Below are 14,572 nucleotides of genomic sequence, written 5' to 3' on the forward strand. Positions count from 1 at the left end.
TTGCGCGAGGATGGCCGACGGCTTGTTCAAGACCCGTCGCAATCAACGCCGGCCTGCACCGATGCCGGCTCGCCCATCGCTCGCCACCCATGGCCCATCACCCATCAACAGGACGCTGCAGCGCTGCATCACCGCCGTTGTCAACGGTTGAGCGGCCAACTAGATCTCGTCGCGCGTACGCACCCGCCGCAGCGCCTCGGCAATGGTATCGGCGAGCAAGTCGCCAGTCAGCGGCTTGCGCAGGAAACTGTCGAAGCCGGCCTCCCTGGCCGCGGGTTCGGCCGCCTCGTCCGAGCGCGCGGTCACCGCAATCAACGGCATCTCGTAACCGAACACGCGCAGTTGCTGCGCCAGGGCGAAGCCGTCCAATCCGGGCAGATCCAGATCCAGCAGCGCCAGGTCGAAGGCGTTGTCGGCGGCCTCGGTGAGCGCGGCCAGGCCATGCGGCGCGTGCACCACCGAATGCCCCTGCGAGCGCAGCAAGCCGAGGATGACCTCGGCGATGGTCAGGTCGTCCTCCACCAGCAGGATGCGTTGTGGCGGGACCAGTGCGCTGGCACGCGTCACCTCGCCGCTCAGGGTGGCATTGGAGGCCACCCAGCGCAGCGGCAGGTCGACCACGAAGCGGGTGCCCAGCCCAAGACGGCTGATTACCTCGATATGCCCGCCCATCGCCAGCGCCAGTTCCTGGCAGATCGCCAGGCCCAGGCCACTGCCGCCATAGCGCGAGGTGGTCTTGGCACCATCGCCCTGTTCGAAGCGCTGGAACAGACGCGCCTTCTGGTCGGCATTGATGCCGGGGCCGGTGTCGGCCACTTCGAAGCGCAAGCCCTGGTACGAGCCCAACGTGGTCAGCTTGAGCCCTACCACGCCGCGCTCGGTGAACTTGATCGCGTTGTTGAGCAGGTTGAGCAATATCTGACGGATGCGGGTGGGGTCGCCGCTGGCGGTGATGTCGCCCAGCAAGCCCACTTCCAGGCTGAAACGCAGCCCGCGCTCCTGCGCCAGCGGTGCCATCAGGCCTTCGACCTCGGCAACCAGCTGGCGCACCGAGAACGGCTGCAGGTCCAGCTCCAGCCGCCCGGATTCGATGCGTGCCAGATCCAGCGCGTCGTTGACCAGCCGCAGCAGGTGCGCGCCGGCACGGCGGATGGATTCGGTGTAGCTGCGTTGCTTGGTATCCAGCGTGGTCTTGAGCAGCAATTCGCTCATGCCCAGCACGCCGGTCATCGGCGTGCGCACTTCGTGGCCCAGTGTCGCCAGGAAGCGCGTCTTGGCCAACGATGCCTGCTCGGCCAGTTCCTGCTTGTGCACCGCCAATTGCCACGCGTTCAAGCGGCGCAGGCGACGGCGATAAAGCAGCACCGATGCGATCACAATGCTGAGCGCAAGCAGGCCAAACAGGGTCATGCCCCAGGGCGACCACCACCACGCCGGCAACACCTGAAACCGCAGCTGCTGGCTTTCCGACCAGATGCCGTCGGCGGTACGCCCCTGCACTTCCAGCGTGTAGTGTCCGGCGGGCAGGCGCGAGAACAGCCGCTCGCCGCTGGAGCCGACATCGATCCAGTCCGGGTCGTAGCCGCTCAAGCGAAAGCGGTAGCTGGTGGACTCGGGATTGGTGAAGGTGGGCATGCGCGCGACGATGTGCAGGTCGCGGTCGCCGTCCTGCATCTGCAGCGGCGTGGTGCCGGTGACATCCAGGCTGCGTTCGCCACGCCGCAGGCCCACACGTTCGATCAGCAGCTGCGGCCGGCGTACGTTCGGCCGCATCGTGGACGGATCGAACACCACGACCCCATCGGAGGTGCCACCCAATATCTGCCCGGTGCGGGCCTGCACCAGCGTGGCGATCTGCATGGGCGAGCTGGGCAGGCCGTCGTGCACGTCGTACACGCGTACCAGCCTGCTGGCAGGGTCGACGCGAATCAGCCCACGGTGACTGGACACCCAGGCCACCCCACCGGCGTCGATCACCATGCCGGTCGGTGCCACCTTCGGGAACTCCTGCTCCCTTCCTGCGGTATCCAGGTGCTGGAGCTGGGCGCCATCCCATAGATACCGCCGCAATTCGCCGGCCAGCCCCACCCAGACGATGCCGCCATCTCCCAGGCGGAACACATACGTGGGCAGGGCAGCCGCGCCGGGCACCGCAACGAAGCGGTCCGCTTTGGGGTCCCAGCGCCACAGGCCGGCCTTGTTGCTCAGCCAGACCTGTCCATCGGGCCCGATCCGCATGTCCAGCACGGTCAGCGCCTTCAGCCCATGGGTTCCGTAGTCGATCGTCCTGAGCAGTTGCCCCGCGTCGCTCCACAGCTGGATGCCCTGCGTCATCAGCGCCACCCAGATGCGTCCCTGTGCATCTTCGGCCATCTTGCCCGGCCTGCCCGCATTGTCGGGGTCGACCGTGAGATCGATATCCTGCAGCAGCGGCCAACGCTTGACCTGCCGCGTGCGCGGGTCGTAGCGCACCAGGCTTTCCTGTACGCCGATCCAGACCATCCCCTGCCTGCTTTCGAAGACGGTATCGGGGACGCGCGTTGGATCGATCTTGGCCAGATGCCGCGTCACCTTTCCGCTCAGCGGATCGAAGTACTCCAGCACGCCTCGCGTCCCCGCCATCCAGACACCGCCCAACGCCGAAGGCGCCATCGCAGCGATCGACGGATTGGAGAGCGACTGCGGATCATCCTCATGATGCGAGAACACCGCGAAGGTGTCCCACCGCGGCGGCAGATGCCACAGCCCGCCCTCGAGGCTGGCAAACCACAGCCCCCCTTCCCGGTCCTGATAGGAAGCGATCCAGTTCCGATTGACCAGCCCATGCGCCGAGGCACTGTAGATCGGCACTTTTTTGATAGGCGCGTCGCCACTGCTGATGCTCAGACCAGCATCGGTGTCCAACCAGTAACGCCCGCGCGTGTCGCGTAGCAAGACACCTCTTACCTGCGGCCCGGTGGCAGCGATCTGCCACGGACGCGATGTGGCATGCGTGGCGGTGTCCAGCCGAAACGTGTTGCCCAGCAGATCGGCGACCCATAGCACCCTTCCGCCCGATTCCAGGTAGATCCTGTTGACGGACTGGTCCGCGACCGGGAGCGGCACGCGCTGCATGCGTTCGCCGTCCCACCGCACAAGTCCGCCCCAGGTGCCGATCCATAGCGTGTCGGACGCAACCTCGAAATTGACGATGCTGTCGGACGGCAAGCTGTTGGGATCGGCACCGGTGGCGGCAAAATGCTGCATGCGCCCGTCCGCCCGATAGCGGTACACCCCCTGCTTGCCGGTCCCGATCCAGAGGTCGCCGTTCGGTGTCTGCGCCAATGCCCACACCATGGCATCGCGCAGTTCCGGAAACTGCGGATCTTCCAGTCGCTTGAAGGTGCGTGTGGTTGCTTCCAGGAAGCCGACGCCGCCATCCTCGAAGCCCATCCACACCCGGTCCCTGGCATCCACATGGACGGCCCAGACCACGTTGCTGGGCAGGCCATCTTCCATTCGCCAGATGCGGTAATTGCGGCCATCGAATCTGGCCAACCCGTCATCGCTGGCTAGCCACAGATAGCCCTGCTTGTCCTCGGCGAAGTCATTGACCGTGTCGGACGGCAGCCCGTCGGCAACCGTCAACTGCACGGGCGCCGGTGTGGCCGGCGTGCGCGCCTGTGCCGGAAGCACAATCAGCCACAGGCACAAGCAAAGCGCAGCATGCAGCCGATAGGCGAAGCGGGATGAGAGGCGCACCGGAAGAGTTTCACGACAAGTCGGCGCATAGTGCGGGCCACGCGCGGTACGGGCAAGCCCGCGCATGCGCGTGTGCGACTCATCCCTCTGTTTCGCCGCGGCGTGCACAGGGCTGACCGCCGCACTTGGTCAGTGCCGCAACGCTCCGCCGCCAGGCGTGCAAGGCGACTGCTGCCTGAACAAGGCCGATGCCTGGCGAAATAATCGCCACCTCGCGTCGATGCTAAACCGTCGTGTCACTCACTCACCCCGCCGCAGGCTTCCCGCAGCGCTGTCGTGCGGGTGGACTAGCGGGCGCCATCGTAAGGCCGCGCCTTTCGCAACGCGTCTGCAATGGTGTCGGCCAGCATGTCACCGGTCAGCGGCTTGCGCAGGAAACTCTCGAACCCTGCCTCCCTGGCCGCAGGTTCGGCCGCCTCGTCCGAGCGTGCGGTCACCGCGATCAACGGCATCTGGTAACCGAACACGCGCAGTTGCCGCGCCAGTGCAAACCCGTCCAATCCGGGCAGATCCAGATCCAGCAGCGCCAGGTCGAAGGTGTTGTCCGCGGCCTCGGTGAGCGCGGCCAGGCTATGCGGTGCATGCACCACCGAATGCCCCTGCGAGCGCAGCAAACCAACGATGACCTCGGCAATCGTGGGGTCGTCTTCCACCAGCAGGATGCGCTGCGGGGCGACCGCAGCGCTGGCGCGCGGCACTTCGCCGCCCAGCGGTGCATTGGAGGCTACCCAGCGCAGTGGAAGGTCCACGACGAATCGCGTGCCAGACCCGAGCCGGCTGATCACTTCGATATGCCCGCCCATCGCCAGCGCCAGTTCCTGGCAGATCGCCAGGCCCAGGCCACTGCCGCCATAGCGCGAGGTGGTCTTGGCACCATCGCCCTGTTCGAAGCGCTGGAACAGACGCGCCTTCTGGTCGGCATTGATGCCGGGGCCGGTGTCGGCCACTTCGAAGCGCAAGCCCTGGTACGAGCCCAATGTGGTCAGCTTGAGCCCTACCACGCCGCGCTCGGTGAACTTGATCGCGTTGTTGAGCAGGTTGAGCAGGATCTGCCGGATGCGGGTCGGGTCGCCGCTGGCAGTGATGTCGCCCAGCAAGCCCACTTCCAGACTGAAACGCAGCCCGCGCTCCTGCGCCAGCGGTGCCATCAGGCCTTCGACCTCGGCAACCAGCTGGCGTACCGAGAACGGCTGCAAATCCAGCTCCAGCCGCCCCGATTCGATGCGTGCCAGATCCAGCGCGTCGTTGACCAACCGCAGCAGGTGCGCGCCGGCACGGCGGATGGATTCGGTGTAGCTGCGTTGCTTGGTATCCAGCGTGGTCTTGAGCAGCAATTCGCTCATGCCCAGCACGCCGGTCATCGGCGTGCGCACTTCGTGGCCCAGTGTGGCCAGAAAACGCGTCTTGGCCAGCGATGCCTGCTCGGCCAGTTCCTGCTTGTGCACTGCCAATTGCCACGCGTTCAAGCGGCGCAGGCGACGGCGGTAGAGCAACACCGCGGCAGCGATGATGCAGAGCAGCAGCAACCCCAGCGCTGTCAGACCCCAGGGCGACAGCCACCACGGCGGCATGACGCGGAAGCGCAGCGTCTGACTTTCCGACCAGATGCCATCGGCGGTGCGTCCCTGCACTTCCAGCGTGTAGTCCCCGGCGGGCAGGCGTGAGAACAGGCGCTCACCGCTGGGACCGACGTCGATCCAGTCCGGGTCGTAGCCGCTGAGGCGGAAGCGGTAGCTATTGGATTCTGAATCGGCAAAGCTCAGCAGGCGCGCCACGATATGCAGGTCGCGATCGCCGTCCTGCACCAGCAACGGCTGGACATGACTGACATCCAGCCCGCTCTCGCCGCGTCGCAGCCCTACCCGCTCAATCACCAGCGGAACGCGGTGCTCGTTGGGCTTGAGCTCGCGGGGATCGAAGATCACCAACCCGTCGGGGGTGGCACCGACAATCATGCCCTTGGAAGATTGCACCAGCGAGCGCGCCACGAACTGCGGGTTGGGCAACCCGTCATGCACGCCGAAGACGCGCACGCCACGTGTGGCCGGATCGACGCGGATCAGGCCACGCATGCTCGACAACCAGGCCACTCCGTCGGCATCGATCACCAGACCTTGCGGCGCCAGCGCCGGAAACTGCTGCTCGGCACCGACCGTATCCAGGTGCTGCAGGCGGCCGTCCTTCCACAGGTAACGCTGCAGCTTGCCCAGGCCGGCCAGCCAGGCGACCCCACTGTCGCTGAAGCGAAAGGTAAAGATTTGCTCTTCAGGCGCACCGACGATCGCCTCGAAGCGGTCGCTGGCCGCATTCCAGCGCTGCAGGCCCCGGCTTCCGGCCAGCCACAGCACGCCGTCGGGGCCGTTCTGCAGATCGTGCACCACCACGTCGTAGTCCAGGCCATGGCTGCCGCGCCGCAATTGACGCAGCACGCGTCCGTCCTCGTCGCGTTCCTGCAGCCCGGTCGTGGTGCGCACCCAGATGTGTCCATCGGCGGTCTGCTGCAGCGCTTCCATCGCTGCATCCGGTGTTTCATCCTGGTCGTCGCCCTGCGATTGCTCGTCGGCCATCTTCCAGCGCCGCAGCGCGCCGCTGGACGGGTCGTACCGGACCAGTTCTCCAAAATGGCCAACCCAGACCCGGCCCTTGCGATCTTCGAGCACGCTGTAGGACCAGCTGCTCACTCCCAAGGTTGGCAACACGCGCTCCATCTTGCCCACCGCAGGATCGACCCGCTCGAGCACGCCGGAGGTTCCTACCAGCCAGAACCGCCCATCGCTGGATTTGGCTGCGGCCTGGATAGCCAGGTTGCCGCCGTGGTTGCCGTCTTCCTTGGAATTGAACACCACCGCGAATCGGCGCCAGTTCGAGGGTAAATGCCAGAGCCCGCCGTTGGGACTGGCGAACCACACGCCGCCTTCGCGATCCTGATAGGCCGACTCCCAGTTGGGGCGGATGCGACCATGCGCCGCCAGGCTGTACAACGGCACGTTGCTCACCTCCTCGCCGATGGCGTGGCCAAGTCCATCCATGGTGTCGAGCCAGTAACTGCCGTCGTGGTCACGCAGCAGCAGGCCGAGCACCGGAAATTTGGCGGTCACCTTCCACTGATGCGGATGCAGGGAGCCCTCGGCGTCGCGTCGAAACAGCTGGTCGTCACCGGTTCCTATCCACACGCTGCCGTCGGTGTCGGCAGTGAGCCGGGTGATGATCTGCGACGTGCCGCGCGGAACCGCCTGCCGCTCGAAATCCGTGCCGGTCCAGTGCGCAGCGCCGTCAGCGGTTCCCACCCACAGCACGCCGCGGCTGTCGACCTCGAGCCGGTAGATGGCGTTGTCGGGCAAGCTGCGTGGATCGTCGGCGCGATGCACGAAGTGGTCCAGCGCCCCGTCCGGTCGCAGCCGATACAACCCGTTGCTTTCGGTTCCGAACCAGATGCTGCCGTCGTCGGTGGACTTGATGTTCCAGATCGCTGCGCCGCGCAGTGCGGGGTAGCGCGTGCCGTCGTAGAAGGTGAACCGGTGCCGCGACGGGTCCAGCATGGCCAGGCCCGCCATCCCGGTGCCGACCCAGACGCGGTTGTGCCTGTCGACGTGCACCGCCCACACCTGGTTGTCGCGCAGCCCATCTTCGATTCGCCAGATGCGGAAGTTGCGGCCGTCATAGCGTGCCAATCCATCGCTGCTGGCCAGCCACAAATAGCCGTTGGCATCCTCGTCGAAGCCATACACCACGTTGGACGGCAGACCGTCGGCCACCGTCAATTGACGCGGCTGCGGCAATACCGGGACACCGCCCAATGCATGTACCGGCCATGCGCACACCGCCACCAGGCACAACAGCAGCATGCATCGCGTCATCAGCGAGGCCGGCAGCACGCGACAGGGAAGGCAGTTGGGGGGCGACATGCGGTTGTTGTTTCCTTTGGGCCCATAGTGCGGACAGCGCACCATGCTGGCAACACGCGACCGGCTAGATGTACGGTCGCGATGCAGGGCCCCGCATGGCCCGCGTTGGGGCCCCTTGCCGGTCCTGCGTCAGCGCCAGCACCATGCGCGACGGCAGCCCCTCGGCCGGACCGAACCGGCGCATGCGTGGCGTCTCGATCTGGGTCACCGCCGCCGCGTCCATGCCGATCAACAGCACCATCGCAGCAAGCACGAACAGCACTCCCTTCTTCATCGTCATCCCTGTCCCGGCCATTCGCACGGTTGCGCGCACTCCCGCGCCGGACTGCACTGTACCTGCTCTGCCGCCTCTGGCGGTCTAACCGCGAGTGTCGCCGCCCTGCGCATCCTCGGCGTCGGCGAGCGCGCGCGCCAATGCAGTGGCCAGCAACTCGCCGGTCACCGGCTTGCGCAGGAAGCCATTGCACCCGGCCGCCATCGCCTGCGGCTCCGCATCGGCATCGGCGCGCGCGGTGACGGCCACGATCGGAAAGCGCACTCCGCGCGCGCGCAACTGCGCCACCAGCGCCGCGCCATCGATGCCGGGCAGGTCCAGGTCGCACAGGCCGGCGTCGAAGCTGCGCGTGCTCACCTCGGCCAACGCGGCCAGACCGTGCAGCACATGGGTCACCTGGTGCCCGCGCGTCTGCAGCAGGCCGATCATCACCTGCGCCACGGTCGGGTCGTCTTCGACCAGCAGCAGGTGCAACGGTGCCTGCTCGCTGGCCGGCACCGCACGTGCCGACGCCGCTGCCGCTGCCGCCACCGGCAATGCGGCCACCCAACGCAGCGGCAGCTCCACCACGAAACACGCGCCCTGCCCCAGTTCGCTGCTGACGCTCACCGCACCGCCCATGGCCGCCGCCAACTCACGGCAGATCGCCAAGCCCAACCCGCTGCCGCCATGCCGGGCCAGGGTCAATGCGCCTTCGGCCTGCTCGAATCGCTGAAACAGCCGCCCGCGCTGCTCGGCGCTCATGCCGGGACCGGTGTCGCGCACCTCGACCCGAATCCCCTGGCCAGGACTGTGCGGCACCGCCAGCACGCGCAGGCGCACGCTGCCACGCTCGGTGAATTTGACCGCGTTGAACAACAGGTTGAGCAGGATCTGCTGCACCCGGCTGGCATCGCCGTGCAGGGCCGGCGGCAGCGCGTCGTCCAGGTCGCACTCGAACGCCAGCTGCTTCTGCTCGGCACTGGGGCGCACCAGCTCCACCACCTGCCGGATCAACTGCCGCAGATCGAAATCGCGGTAATCCAGCGGCAGCTTGCCGGCCTCGATGCGGGCCAGGTCCAGGGCATCGTTGACCAATCGCAGCAAATGCTTGCCAGCGGACTGGATCGCCCCGGCATAGCCCTGCTGGCGCGCGTCCAGCGGCGTCTGCAAGAGCAGCTCGCTCATCCCCAGCACCCCGGTCATCGGGGTGCGGACCTCATGGCCCAAGGTAGCCAGGAACCGCGTTTTGGCCAGCGAGGCCTGCTCGGCCAGCTCGCGCTTGTGCTGCGCCAGCTGCCATTGCGCGCGCATGCGCACGCGATGCCGATAGGCCGCGGCCAGCAGCGCACCGAGCAACAAACCCAGCATGCAGATCAACGCAATGCCCACCTCGCTGCGCCACCAGGGCGGCAACACCGTAAACCGCAGCGATTGCACCTGCGAAGCATTGCCGAGCGGATCGATTCCCTGCATCTCCAGATCGTAGTTGCCCGGCGGCAATGATGAGAACTCGCGCATGCCCGCAGCGCCGAGCTCAACCCACTCGGTGTCGAAGCCCTGCAGCCGGGTGCGGTAGTGATTTGCCATCGGATCGACGAACGACAACAGCCTTAGGTTAATGCGCAACTGACGATCGTCTGGCGCCAGCGAGAAGCCACCACCGATCGGCAACGCACGACGTCTGTCGGCCTGCAAGACGCTTACTGCCTCCAGACGCATCTGCGGCGTGAACGAGGGAATGTCAGGCGCCTTGGTATCGATCAACAAGGTAAACCCGTCCGCGGTCCCACCGACCAGGACACCGTCATTGGACATCAACAAACAGCGACGACTGAACTCCTGGCTCGTCAGTCCATCGCGCGCACCGAAACTGCGAATCTTGGCGCGTGCCGTTCGCGGATCGATACGCCACAGGCCACGCGCGCCGGCCAGCCACACGCGACCGTACATATCCAGTTCAAGACCATACGCGTCCATGGCCGGAAAGCCTTCGGCAGCAGGTATGCGACGGACCCGTGTCCAGCTTCCGCCACGAAGCTCCCAGTGCTCGATGCTTCCCGGGATGTAAAGCCAGACGTGATTCTGATCCTGGACGACAAAGCGCTGAATGAAATCGCTATCCAGTCCTGGCAGCCGCGTAAATCGATGGGTTCTCGTGTCCCAGGCACGGAGTCCGCCACTTCCGCTGATCCAGACGCGTCCATCGGGCCCGGTGCCGATCTGGTAATGAACCGCCTCCTGCAGACCATGCAGATCCGTTTGAGAAATGGTCTCCAGAACACGCCCTGTTGCCAGGTCACGCCGCTGTATCACCTGCTCGAAAGCGGCCCAGATAGAGCCGTCACCAGGCTCTCCAAGCCAGAGCACAGCCTCGCCTGGCCCATCGCTGCTGAAATGGGTCAGCTCGCCGCTGGTCAGGTCCAGTCGCGACAACGCATGGCGCCCGTTACCGAGCCACAGCTGTCCGCGGCTGTCTTCCAGCGCTGATGAAACCTCCATATCGCCCAGGTCATCATGCTGGATACCGGTCTGTATCAGTGCACCGGACGAGGTGTCGTAACGCAGCAGCCGCCCGTTTTTATCGAACTGCCACAGCCCGCCAGAACGATTGGCTGGCGCAAGACTGCAACTGATCCCCTTGCCTTGATCGTTCACCTGCTTGAAGACTGCCGTACGACGCCAATCTTCACGCAGGTAGGCAAGGCCGCGACCATGCAACGGCACCCAGATGCCACCATGCGGACTGCGCCAGATGGTGGCGACATGTCGATTGGATACCAACGGGTCGTCGCCGTTGTTCACCGGCATCGGTGGATGACCGGGTCGGGTATGCCAAAGCCCCTGCTCGGTGCCCAGCCAGAATTCGCCATCCCCTGCATCGGCCACGGTCCAGACACGGTTGCCCGTCGCAAACATCGATGCCCAGCTCGGCGTATGCCAAGCGCCGGAGGCATCCATATAGCGCAATCCCGAATCCATGGAGGCCCACAGTCGTTGCCCGACCCACTGCAGTGCATTGATACCGCTGGCATCCCCATCTGGCCAAACGCGGTGCACCGCCTGCCCGTCGTGATACGCCAGACCGGCGAGCGTGCCGATCCACATGCGTTCACGTTCGTCCAGCGTCAGGGCATAGACCGGACTGGGCTCCAGCGGATGGTCCATCTTCGACAGATCGAGCGAGCTGAAATTTCCCTTGGCATCCAGCCGCAAGACGTTGCCGGTCGACATGCCGAGCCAGATCTCATCCCCCCGCCCGGCGATGGCGTAGATGTCCCCCTGCGACAGTGCAGGGACGTCGTCAGGCAGATAGGCGGTCAGCTTGCTGCGGTCGGCGCTCAACATCGCCAGCCCGGCGCCGGCCAGCGCCAGCCAGATACGGTCCTGATCGTCGATATACATCGCTTGCAGAACATTGCTCCGCAGCGAATAACGGTCGGTCGGATTGTTGCGCCATACCTTGAAGTCGGCGCCGTCATAGCGCACCAGCCCATCGGAGGTCGTCATCCACAGATAGCCGGCACGGTCTTGTGCAATTGCGGTAATCATGGTCGAGGGCAGGCCCTCGGCGGCACCCACGATCCGGAAACGCGGGATAGCCGGAACTCCCGCAAGCACCGGGAACGCCGTCAGCAGCAAGACCAGCACCAGCAACACACCACGCATGCAGGAATCCCTTCCTCGTCCAGCCGGCATGCTCGCAATGGATCGTTGCAAGCGCAAGCCGCGCGCGTGCCGCCGGGATGTGTCTAGAATCCGCCCATGACGCCTCTTGCCCGCCTGCTGCTCCTTCCCGCCCTGGCATTGACCAGCCTGGCCGCTACCGCCGCGCCGGTGCGTTATGCACTGGACCCGGTGCACACCCGGGTGCTGTTCGCGGTCGAACATGCCGGGTTTTCCAAGGCGTTGGGCACCGTGTCCGGTAGCAGCGGCACGCTGGTGTTCGACCCCGAAGACTGGGCGTCGGCGCGGCTGGACGTCACTGTGCCGCTGCAGCGCGCCGACCTGGGCGATGCCAAATGGAACCAGGCCACCCTGGCACGCAACCTACTCGATGCCGAGCGGTTCCCCGACGCGCATTTCGTCTCCACGCACGTGGAAACCAGCGGTGAGAACCGTGCCAGGGTCACCGGCAACCTGACCTTGCGCGGCGTCACCCGCCCCGTGACCCTGGACGTCACCCTCAATGCGCTCAAACGCCACCCGCTGCCACCGTTCCGCCGCACCGCCGGGTTCTCGGCCACGGCCACGCTGAGCCGTGCGGCGTTCGGCGTGGATGCGTGGAAATCGATGATCGGCGACACGGTCGAACTGCGCATCGAAGCCGAAGCCGTCCGCGAAGGACGCGCCGACGATGACGCGGCCCCACCGCCCGCCACCTCCCCAGCACCGCCCGCCAGCCAGGAATCCGGCACATGAGCCTGAAGAACATCGAACGCTGGGGCGGCATCAGCCAGACCCTGCACTGGTTGATCGCAGGTCTGATTCTGGTCCTGGGCATCGTTGGCCTGAGCATGGGCGAGCTGCCAAAGACACCGAAATATTTCTGGGTCTACACCGCGCACAAGTCGCTCGGACTGACCGTGCTGGCACTGGTGATCGTACGGCTGGGCTGGCGGCTCCATGCGGGGGCGCCGCCACCGGTGGCAGGCACGCCGCGCTGGCAGGAGCGCATCGCCGGGCTGACCCACTGGCTGCTGTACGCCATGATCTTCGCCCTGCCGCTGTCCGGCTGGCTATACGACTCCAGCAGCGGCCTGCGTCCGTTCCGGTGGTTCGGCCTGTTCCCGGTGCCCAAGCTCAGCGCGCCGGACGAGCAACTACGCGCCACCTCCCACGCCATCCACGAGTGGGGCTTCTGGCTGCTGATTGCCGTGGTGATGGCGCACGCCGGCGCTGCGCTGTACCACCATCTGTTCCAGCGTGATGCCACCCTGTCGCGGATGCTGCCGCGCGGTTGGCTCTCCCCCAAATCCTGAGGAATTCCCATGACGTCCAAGTTGTTTGCCTCTCCGTTGCTGGTCGCCGCCTCGCTGGTTGCCACCTTCGCCGCTGCGCCGGTATCCGCCGCCGAGTACGTGCAGGCCCCTGGCTCGACCCTGGTATTCGCCAGCAAGTACGACGGGGAAGTGTTCACCGGCAAATTTCCCGGCTTCGACACCACGCTGAGTTTCGATCCGGCCAATCTCGCCGGTGCCAAGCTCGATGTGCGCATTCCGCTGGCCGGCGCGATCAGCGGCAACAACGACCGCGACTCGACCCTGCAGGGGCCGGATTTCTTCAATGTCGCCAAGTTCGCCACCGCACGCTATCGCGCCGACAAGTTCCGCGCCCTGGGCGGCAACCAGTACGCCGCCGACGGCACCCTGGAACTGCGCGGCGTCAGCAAGCCGGTCACGCTCACCTTCACCTGGACCCCCGGCGCGCAGCCGGTGCTGGCCGGCAAGGCGATGGTCAAGCGGCTGGACTTCGGCGTGGGCGGCGGCGACTGGGCCGACACCAAGACCATCCCCAACGAGACCGCGATCAGCACCAAGGTCGTGTTGAAGGCGAAGTAACGCCGCAGGCCGCAACCGGACGCGGCCACTGAGCGGCGGGCCACTCGTCGGGTCCGCCGCTTTTTTTTGCCCATACGTTGGATGACACCGTAAGACAGCTAGACTCGGCCACCACTTCAGGACGCCGACGATGCGCACCCACGGAACCTTGACCCGCTGGAATACCGACCGTGGGTTCGGCTTCATCACGCCCGCCCACGCCGGGGATGACGTGTTCGTGCATGTCTCCGCATTCCCACGCAGCCCGGAGCCGCCGCGCGTGGGCGAGTTGATCTCCTTCGAAACGGAACCGGGTCCCGACGGCCGCCGCCGCGCAGTGCGCATCATGCGCGCCGCTGGGCATGGCGCCGGACCCGTCCGCTCCGCGCCACGCGCGGCCTCGCCCGCCAATCCCGCACAAGGGCTGAGCCTGGGCAAGGTGCTGCTGCTCATGCTGCTGGTCGGTGGCGGCGCAGTGGCCTATCAGCAGCGCGATCGGCTGGCCGACCTGGTTGCACCAACAGCGGTCCCCGACCAGACACCCGCACCGTCACGCGTACCAGCGACCGCCGCTGCGGCATCGCCGCAGTTCAGCTGCGCAGGACGCACGCATTGCTCGCAGATGACCTCCTGCGCCGATGCCAGGTACGTACTGCAGCATTGCCCCGACACCCGGATGGATGGCGACGGCGACGGCGTGCCTTGCGAAGACCAGTGGTGCCGCTGACGCGAGCAGACTGGCCGGCCTCGCCGTCAACCAGCTTCGCCGTCGCCCCTTGCGCTGCCACCTGCAGATCGTTGAGGCGCCGGATCGGCTGGCTCAGCTGCCGGCGCCCTGCAGCCACGCCCGTAGCGTGGGTACATCGAACGGCCACGCCAGCTCGCGTCCGCGGGCATCGCGCAGCACCGGCACCCGCGCACCGTAAGCGGACTCCAGCGCCACATCGTCGTCGATGAACACGCTGCCGAACTCGCCCGCGCGCGCCTGCGCCAGCACTTCCACCGCCTGGTCGCATAGATGGCAATCGTCGCGCTGGTACAGGGTCAGAGCCACCGGACAGGTCTCATGTTGCGCTGCAGCCGTGCCGCAATCGTCGAGCGACTAGAATAGCCGGCTTTACGCTCACCTCTCC

Annotated in this window: 9 protein-coding genes; 4 read left to right on the plus strand and 5 right to left on the minus strand. The window is 66.2% G+C overall.

Translation table 11 applies throughout. The features are described 5' to 3' along the window. Positions 1–159: 159 nt before the first annotated feature. The 4 genes from XnspCFBP7698_RS05530 to XnspCFBP7698_RS05545 all read right to left on the minus strand — a co-directional run bounded on the left by XnspCFBP7698_RS05530 (position 160) and on the right by XnspCFBP7698_RS05545 (position 11,568). Positions 160–3,627: an ATP-binding protein gene (locus XnspCFBP7698_RS05530; RefSeq protein WP_343203217.1), complete on the minus strand. Its 3,468-nt coding sequence runs from the start codon at positions 3,625–3,627 to the stop codon at positions 160–162. 401 nt (positions 3,628–4,028) lie between these two features. Further along, positions 4,029–7,613 carry a two-component regulator propeller domain-containing protein gene (locus XnspCFBP7698_RS05535; protein ID WP_104579941.1) on the minus strand — a complete coding sequence of 1,195 codons (3,585 nt, stop codon included), beginning with the start codon at positions 7,611–7,613 and terminating at the stop codon, positions 4,029–4,031. A 97-nt stretch (positions 7,614–7,710) separates the two neighbouring features. Next, complete coding sequence (locus XnspCFBP7698_RS05540) at positions 7,711–7,920, minus strand: hypothetical protein (RefSeq protein ID WP_147423582.1); 210 nt, start codon at positions 7,918–7,920, stop codon at positions 7,711–7,713. 84 nt (positions 7,921–8,004) lie between these two features. Then, positions 8,005–11,568: an ATP-binding protein gene (locus tag XnspCFBP7698_RS05545; RefSeq protein WP_123137284.1), complete on the minus strand. Its 3,564-nt coding sequence runs from the start codon at positions 11,566–11,568 to the stop codon at positions 8,005–8,007. Between the two features lie 96 nt (positions 11,569–11,664). Between XnspCFBP7698_RS05545 and XnspCFBP7698_RS05550 the strand changes: the two genes are divergently transcribed. The 4 genes from XnspCFBP7698_RS05550 to XnspCFBP7698_RS05565 all read left to right on the plus strand — a co-directional run bounded on the left by XnspCFBP7698_RS05550 (position 11,665) and on the right by XnspCFBP7698_RS05565 (position 14,166). Beyond that, positions 11,665–12,321: a YceI family protein gene (locus tag XnspCFBP7698_RS05550; protein ID WP_123137285.1), complete on the plus strand. Its 657-nt coding sequence runs from the start codon at positions 11,665–11,667 to the stop codon at positions 12,319–12,321. After that, entirely contained in the window at positions 12,318–12,881 is a 564-nt protein-coding gene (locus tag XnspCFBP7698_RS05555) for a cytochrome b (protein WP_104579758.1), read from the plus strand. Before XnspCFBP7698_RS05550 ends, XnspCFBP7698_RS05555 begins: the two co-directional genes overlap by 4 nt. A gap of 9 nt (positions 12,882–12,890) precedes the next feature. Next, the gene (locus tag XnspCFBP7698_RS05560) at positions 12,891–13,460 is read left to right on the plus strand and encodes a YceI family protein (protein ID WP_123137286.1); all 570 of its coding nucleotides are present in this window, start codon (positions 12,891–12,893) and stop codon (positions 13,458–13,460) included. Between the two features lie 130 nt (positions 13,461–13,590). Next, the gene (locus XnspCFBP7698_RS05565; RefSeq protein WP_123137287.1) at positions 13,591–14,166 is read left to right on the plus strand and encodes an excalibur calcium-binding domain-containing protein; all 576 of its coding nucleotides are present in this window, start codon (positions 13,591–13,593) and stop codon (positions 14,164–14,166) included. 93 nt (positions 14,167–14,259) lie between these two features. Here XnspCFBP7698_RS05565 and XnspCFBP7698_RS05570 read toward each other — a convergent pair whose 3' ends face one another. Beyond that, positions 14,260–14,493, minus strand: a complete 234-nt coding sequence (locus tag XnspCFBP7698_RS05570) for a glutaredoxin family protein (protein ID WP_047697417.1) — start codon at positions 14,491–14,493, stop codon at positions 14,260–14,262. Positions 14,494–14,572: the final 79 nt, after the last annotated feature.

It is taken from the genome of Xanthomonas sp. CFBP 7698 (genome assembly GCF_003600855.1).
Classification (GTDB): domain Bacteria; phylum Pseudomonadota; class Gammaproteobacteria; order Xanthomonadales; family Xanthomonadaceae; genus Xanthomonas; species Xanthomonas cannabis.

Excerpts from the sequence above, each read along its gene's own strand:
- XnspCFBP7698_RS05540 (WP_147423582.1), bottom strand. The coding sequence starts at position 7,920 with ATGAAGAAGGGAGTGCTGTTCGTGCTTGCTGCGATGGTGCTGTTGATC.
- XnspCFBP7698_RS05545 (WP_123137284.1), bottom strand. The coding sequence starts at position 11,568 with ATGCGTGGTGTGTTGCTGGTGCTGGTCTTGCTGCTGACGGCGTTCCCG.
- XnspCFBP7698_RS05550 (WP_123137285.1), top strand. The coding sequence starts at position 11,665 with ATGACGCCTCTTGCCCGCCTGCTGCTCCTTCCCGCCCTGGCATTGACC.
- XnspCFBP7698_RS05555 (WP_104579758.1), top strand. The coding sequence starts at position 12,318 with ATGAGCCTGAAGAACATCGAACGCTGGGGCGGCATCAGCCAGACCCTG.
- XnspCFBP7698_RS05560 (WP_123137286.1), top strand. The coding sequence starts at position 12,891 with ATGACGTCCAAGTTGTTTGCCTCTCCGTTGCTGGTCGCCGCCTCGCTG.
- XnspCFBP7698_RS05565 (WP_123137287.1), top strand. The coding sequence starts at position 13,591 with ATGCGCACCCACGGAACCTTGACCCGCTGGAATACCGACCGTGGGTTC.